At 72.8% G+C, this 6032-nt stretch carries 6 protein-coding genes and 1 pseudogene; 5 read left to right on the top strand and 2 right to left on the bottom strand.

What is annotated here, in order from left to right; genetic code table 11:
- Nucleotides 1-637: pseudogene (locus PSH25_RS01325) on the bottom strand (hypothetical protein); the annotation flags it as partial.
- 155 nt (nt 638-792) lie between these two features.
- On the opposite strand from PSH25_RS01325, the gene fabG reads away from it, so the two are divergent.
- The 4 genes from fabG (at nt 793) to PSH25_RS01305 (ending at nt 4216) form a co-directional block, all read left to right on the top strand.
- Nucleotides 793-1497 (top strand): 3-oxoacyl-ACP reductase FabG, encoded by a 705-nt coding sequence (gene fabG / locus PSH25_RS01320; RefSeq protein WP_238657190.1) that lies wholly within the window; start codon nt 793-795, stop codon nt 1495-1497.
- A 27-nt stretch (nt 1498-1524) separates the two neighbouring features.
- Nucleotides 1525-2292, top strand: a complete 768-nt coding sequence (fabI, locus tag PSH25_RS01315; RefSeq protein ID WP_091403861.1) for an enoyl-ACP reductase FabI — start codon at nt 1525-1527, stop codon at nt 2290-2292.
- Nucleotides 2293-2392: 100 nt separating this feature from the next.
- Complete coding sequence (locus tag PSH25_RS01310) at nt 2393-3421, top strand: ferrochelatase (protein ID WP_238657189.1); 1029 nt, start codon at nt 2393-2395, stop codon at nt 3419-3421.
- 15 nt (nt 3422-3436) lie between these two features.
- On the top strand, nt 3437-4216 hold the full coding sequence (locus PSH25_RS01305) for an HAD-IIA family hydrolase (RefSeq protein WP_238657188.1): 780 nt from the start codon (nt 3437-3439) through the stop codon (nt 4214-4216).
- A gap of 17 nt (nt 4217-4233) precedes the next feature.
- Here PSH25_RS01305 and PSH25_RS01300 read toward each other — a convergent pair whose 3' ends face one another.
- Nucleotides 4234-5028 carry an Rv1486c family protein gene (locus PSH25_RS01300; protein ID WP_238657187.1) on the bottom strand — a complete coding sequence of 265 codons (795 nt, stop codon included), beginning with the start codon at nt 5026-5028 and terminating at the stop codon, nt 4234-4236.
- A gap of 184 nt (nt 5029-5212) precedes the next feature.
- On the opposite strand from PSH25_RS01300, the gene PSH25_RS01295 reads away from it, so the two are divergent.
- Nucleotides 5213-6025 (top strand): DUF3097 domain-containing protein, encoded by an 813-nt coding sequence (locus PSH25_RS01295; protein WP_238657186.1) that lies wholly within the window; start codon nt 5213-5215, stop codon nt 6023-6025.
- Nucleotides 6026-6032 lie beyond the last annotated feature (7 nt).

The raw sequence follows: 6032 nt of genomic DNA, 5'->3' as shown, positions 1-6032 counted from the left end.
CGTCGTGCAGCTCCCGGGCGATCCGGGTGCGTTCCTCCAGCACCGCGCGGCGCTCCTGCTCGCGTTCGCTCAGCTCGGTCTGCGCGGCCAGCGCGTGCCGGGACAGCCGGTTGCGCCGGATCAGGTCGCCGACGATCGCCAGCGCGCCGAGCAGCAGCAGGACAGGGACCCGGTTGTCGGGGTGGACCGAGATCAGCACCGGCACCGTGCTGATCGTCACCACCCAGGCCAGCACCGGCCGGTCGACCCGCGCGACGACCACCGCCAGCACCGCGATCGACCCGAGCGCCAGCGGCGGGGTCCACGGCCAGGCCTGGTCGGCCGGCGCGTTGAACGTGCAGATCAGCAGGGCCAGCACCGTCAGCCGCCAGGCCAGCAGCGGACGCCGCGGCAACGCCAGCAGCGGCGCCACCGTCATCGCCGCGAACAGCATCGCGATCGGCGTGGGCAGGCCCCACTCGCTCTCCACGGTCAGCGTGATCAGGAACAGGCCGAGCACGGCGAGCAGGCCGACCGGGGCGGCGTAGCGGGCCGGCCCGGGCCACCGGGCCAGCAGCGGCCGACCGGCCGGGGCGTCCGGGCCCAACAGGGTCTGCCGCAGGGCCCGCAGGGCCGCGGCGATCGGATGCCGGTTCACCACCCGGAGGCTACGGGCCGACCCCGTCACGAGGCGTGCCACCAGGGGTTGATCCCGGTGTCGTACCCCAGTGTGACGCGACTCCCGTTAGCGCTTACCTGCCGGTAACGCCTAGGCTCCGACGCGTCCGTGCTGACCATTCGCAAGGGGGAACAGTGGCCCGTACCGTGCTGGTGACCGGGGGCAACCGGGGGATCGGCCTGGCCATCGCGCAGGCCTTCGCCAAGCAGGGCGACCGGGTGGCGGTCACCCACCGCAGCGGCGACGCGCCCGACGGGCTGTTCGGCGTCCGCGCCGACGTCACCGACGCCGCCTCGATCGACGCCGCGTTCGCCGCCGTCGAGGCCGAGCTGGGTCCGGTCGAGGTGCTGGTCGCCAACGCCGGCATGACCGCCGACACGCTGCTGCTGCGGATGTCCGAGGAGCAGTTCACCGACGTGGTGGACACCAACCTCACCGGCGCGTTCCGGGTCGCGAAGCGGGCCTCCGGCAAGATGCTCCGCGCCAAGTGGGGCCGCATGATCTTCATCTCCTCGGTGGTCGGCCTCGCGGGCGGCGCCGGGCAGGTCAACTACGCCGCCAGCAAGGCCGGCCTCGTCGGCGTCGCCCGCTCGATCACCCGGGAGCTGGGCAGCCGCAACATCACCGCGAACGTGGTGGCGCCCGGGTTCATCGACACCGACATGACCGCCGGCCTCACCGACGACCGCAAGGCGGAGATCCTCAAGTCCATCCCGGCCGGTCGGATGGCCAGCCCGGACGAGGTCGCCGCCGTGGTCACCTGGCTGGCCTCCGACAGCGCCGGGTACGTCTCCGGCGCCGTCATCCCGGTCGACGGCGGCCTCGGCATGGGCCACTAACCCTTTTGACTACGGAGGAAATCTGCGATGTCCGGACTGCTCGCCGGTAAGCGACTGCTCGTCACCGGTGTCATCACCGACGCCTCGATCGCCTTCTCGGTGGCGAAACTCGCTCAGGAGAATGGCGCGCAGGTCGTGCTCACCGGCTACGGCCGGCTCTCCCTGGTCGAGCGGATCGCCAAGCGGCTGCCCGAGCCGGCGCCGGTCATCGAGGTGGACGTCACCAACACCGAGCACCTGGCCGGCCTCGCCGACCGGGTACGCGAGCACGTCGACGGCCTCGACGGTGTCGTGCACTCGATCGGCTTCGCCCCGCAGAGCTGCCTCGGCGGCGGCTTCCTCGACGCGCCCTGGGAGGACGTGGCGACCGCCCTGCACGTCTCCACCTTCTCGTACAAGTCGCTTGCCATGGCGGCGCTGCCGCTGATGTCGCCCGGCGGCGCGGTGGTCGGCCTGACCTTCGACGCGACGAAGGCGTGGCCGGTCTACGACTGGATGGGCGTGGCCAAGGCTGGCCTGGAGTCCGCGTCCCGCTACCTGGCGCTGCACCTGGGCAAGCAGGGCATCCGCAGCAACCTCGTGGCCGCCGGGCCGCTGCGCACCATCGCCGCGAAGTCGATCCCCGGCTTCGACCAGTTCGAGGACGCCTGGGCCGAGCGTGCCCCGCTGGGCTGGAGCCTCACCGACCAGGAGCCCGCCGCGCGGGCCTGCCTGGCGCTGCTCTCCGACTGGTTCCCGGCCACCACCGGCGAGATCGTCCACGTCGACGGCGGCTACCACGCCATCGGTTCCTGACGCCGCACCGTGACGCTCCCTGGTCGCCGTTCGCGTGATCTACGCGTCCGGACCAGGGGGCGTCGCCGGGACGTCCCGGCCGAGGGACAAGAATGACCCCATGTCGTACGACGCGGTGGTGCTGGTGTCCTTCGGCGGGCCCGAGCGGCCCGAGGACGTGATGCCGTTCCTGCAGAACGTGACCCGGGGCCGGGGTGTCCCGCCCGAGCGGCTGGCCGAGGTCGCCGAGCACTACCAGCACTTCGGTGGGGTGTCCCCGATCAACCAGCAGTGTCGGGACCTGCTGGCCGCGGTCCGCGCCGACTTCGCCGCGCACGGTCTCGACCTGCCCATCTACTGGGGCAACCGCAACTGGGACCCGATGCTCGCCGACACCGTGACTCAGATGCGCGACGACGGGGTGACCCGGGCGCTGGCCTTCGTCACCAGCGCGTACGGCGGCTACTCGTCCTGCCGGCAGTACCAGGAGGACATCGCCGCCGCGCGTGCCGCCGTCGGCCCGGACGCCCCGGTGATCGAGAAGCTGCGCCAGTTCTGGGACCACCCCGGCTTCGTCGAGCCGCACGTCGACGCGGTCCGGGCGGCCCTGGGTCAGCTCGACCCGGCGAAGCGGGACAGCACCCGGCTGGTCTTCACCGCCCACTCCATCCCCAGCTCGATGGCGGCCAACGCCGGCCCGCACGGCGGCCGGTACGAGGCGCAGCTGCACGAGAGCGCCCGGCTCGTCGCCGCGGCCGCCGCACCTGACCTGGCGTACGACCTGGTCTGGCAGAGCCGCTCCGGCCCGCCGCAGGTGCCGTGGCTGGAACCGGACATCAACGACCACCTGGCCGCCCTCGCGCAGGGCGGCACCACCGCTGTGGTGGTCAGCCCGATCGGGTTCGTCTCCGATCACCTTGAGGTCGTGTGGGACCTGGACACCGAGGCGCTGGAGACGGCGAAGCAGCTCGGCCTGGACTTCGTCCGGGCCGGCACGCCGGGCACCGACCCGCGCTTCGTGACCATGGTGCGTGAGCTGGTCACCGAGCGGATCGACCCGGACGGCGCGCAACTGCGCCGCCGCCTGGGCGAGCTGCCCATGTGGGACACCTGCCCCACCGTCTGTTGCGTGCCGACCCGTCGCCCCTGACCTCTGAGGATCATCATGCATGACCGTAAGCCCGTGCAGAGTTGGCTGACCGACATGGACGGCGTGCTGGTGCACGAGGGCCAGCCGGTGCCCGGCGCACCGGAGTTCATCAACCGGATGCGCGCCTCCGGCAAGCCGTTCCTGGTGCTGACCAACAACTCGATCTACACCCCGCGGGACCTCACGGCCCGGCTCAGCCGGATGGGGCTGGACGTGCCGGAGGAGTCGATCTGGTCGTCCGCCCTGGCCACCGGCCAGTTCCTCGCCGACCAGCGGCCGGGCGGCACCGCGTACGTCATCGGTGAGGCCGGGCTGACCACGGCGCTGCACGCCGTCGGGTACGTGCTGACCGACTTCGCCCCCGACTACGTGGTACTCGGCGAAACCCGCACCTACAGCTTCGAGGCGATCACCAAGGCCGTCCGCCTGATCAACGACGGTGCCCGGTTCATCTGCACCAACCCCGACGTGACCGGCCCGTCCGTGGAGGGCGCGCTACCCGCCGCCGGCTCGGTCGCCGCCATGATCTCGAAGGCGACCGGGGTCGAGCCGTACTTCGTCGGCAAGCCCAACCCGATGATGATGCGCTCGGCGCTCAACACCATCAACGCGCACTCGGAGAGCACCGCGATGATCGGTGACCGGATGGACACCGACATCCTGTGCGGCCTGGAGGCTGGGCTGGAGACCATCCTGGTGCTCACCGGGATCAGCAGCCGCACCGAGGCGGAGCGTTACCCGTACCGCCCGTCCCGGATCGTCAACTCCGTCGCGGACCTGCTCGACGAGGTCTGACCAGCTGTGGCGTCTGGTCAGGGGCGCAGCGGGGCGTTGCAGGCGGCCACCAGCGCCTGACGGCAGGCTGCGGTGAGCGGCCGCAGTGCCGCGTCCCGTTGCTGGGCCTCGTAGTTGTTGATCGCGCCGCCCGGGGCGGCGTGCCCGGCCAGCGCCAGCACCCGGTCGAGCACGGCGGCCCGGGCGAAGAGCCGGCGGGATCGCGGGTCGAAGCCCGGTGGCAGGTCGGTGGTGCCGTCCGGGCGGCGCAGCGCGGCCAGCGCACCGGCCAGCTCGGGCCGCCACTGGGCCACGTCGAGACGGGTCAGCACGGCGGTCGTCTCGGCCAGCGCGGCGGCCAACTCGGCCTCCGCCTCGGCGGCGCCGGGAAGTGCGAGGGAGGCGGCGGGCGCGTTGGCCGGCAGCGGGTAGACCCGCCAGAGCACCGTCTCGAAACAGTCCCCCGAGCCGGAGGTGTGCAGCCGCACCTGGGGAATCAACCCGAGCCCGCCGGCGACCACCGCCTCGCCGGTGACCAGCGCCGCGCCGGCGAAGTCGCCGGGGCCGGGCAGCCCCCGCGGGTCGCCCGGCGCCGGGAGCACCAGGCGGATGTCGTCCGGGGAGAGCTTGGCCAGAGTGGGCAGCGCGGCACCCAGCGGGACGTCGGTCCAGGTGCCGGGGGCGTCCGCCACGAGGTGCTCCTCGTCGCCGGCGATGGCGTCGGCGACCTCGTCGTACGGCACCAACCCAGCGCGCCACGCGCGCACCCAGGCAACGAACCGGCTGGACCGGCGCGGCGCGAGTGTGGCCGCGCCCGTGGCGGGGGTGGACATGCCGAAAGGGTACGTGGTCACGGCCGGCCCTGTCTCGGCTGCCGCTCCGGTCGCCCGGCCTGCCCCCAACTGCCCTGTTCGCCCCGATCCCCGCCCCCTGGAGCGGCTGTGTGGTCGGCGGTCAGGGGGCGGGGCGGTGTGTCGGGGGCCGGGGTGGGCGCGGGCTGGGTTTAGCGTGATCGACATGGCGGGGCGATACGGCGAGGACGTGTTGGCGGGCGACTGGCGACGGCGCAAGGTCACCCCCGAGGTGGACGCCGAGGCGGATCTCGTGGTCGAGGATGCCGACTCCGGGTTCTGCGGCGCGGTGGTGGGCTTCGAGGCCGGCGCGGTGGTGTTGGAGGACCGGCACGGTAAACGGCGTAACTTCCCGCTGCTGCCGGCGGCGTTCCTGCTCGACGGCCGCCCGGTGACGCTGCGCCGCCCGACCCGCGCGGCGGTGCCGGCGGCCCGTCGACGGACCGCGTCCGGCTCGGTCGCCGTCGACAACGTGCGGGCCCAGGTGGCGAAGGCCAGCCGAATCTGGGTGGAGGGCATCCACGACGCCGCGCTGGTCGAGCGGATCTGGGGCGACGATCTACGGATCGAGGGCGTGGTGGTCGAGCCGTTGGACGGCATCGACGCCCTCGACGCCGAGGTACGCGACTTCGGCCCCGGCCCGACCCGACGACTCGGCGTGCTCGTCGACCACCTGGTGCCGGGCAGCAAGGAGAGCCGGATCGTCGCCCGGGTGAACTCGCCGCACGTGCTGGTGACCGGGCACCCCTACGTGGACGTGTGGCAGGCGGTCAAGCCGGCGGCGTTGGGCATCGCGGCCTGGCCGGTGGTGCCGCCGGGGCGGCCGTGGAAGGAGGGGGTCTGCGCGGCCCTCGGGGTGGCCGAGCCGGCCGACATGTGGCGGCACATCCTGTCCCGGGTGAACAGCTTCGCCGACGTGGAGACACCCCTGATCAACGCCATGGAACGCCTCATCGACTTCGTCACCGAGCCAGGCTGACCGGCTG

The sequence above is a fragment of the Micromonospora foliorum genome (assembly GCF_022229015.1).
In the GTDB taxonomy this organism is placed as follows: Bacteria; Actinomycetota; Actinomycetes; order Mycobacteriales; family Micromonosporaceae; genus Micromonospora; species Micromonospora foliorum.
The sequence above is the reverse complement of the archived record's forward strand: the minus strand, read 5'-3'. Positions and strand labels throughout refer to the sequence as shown.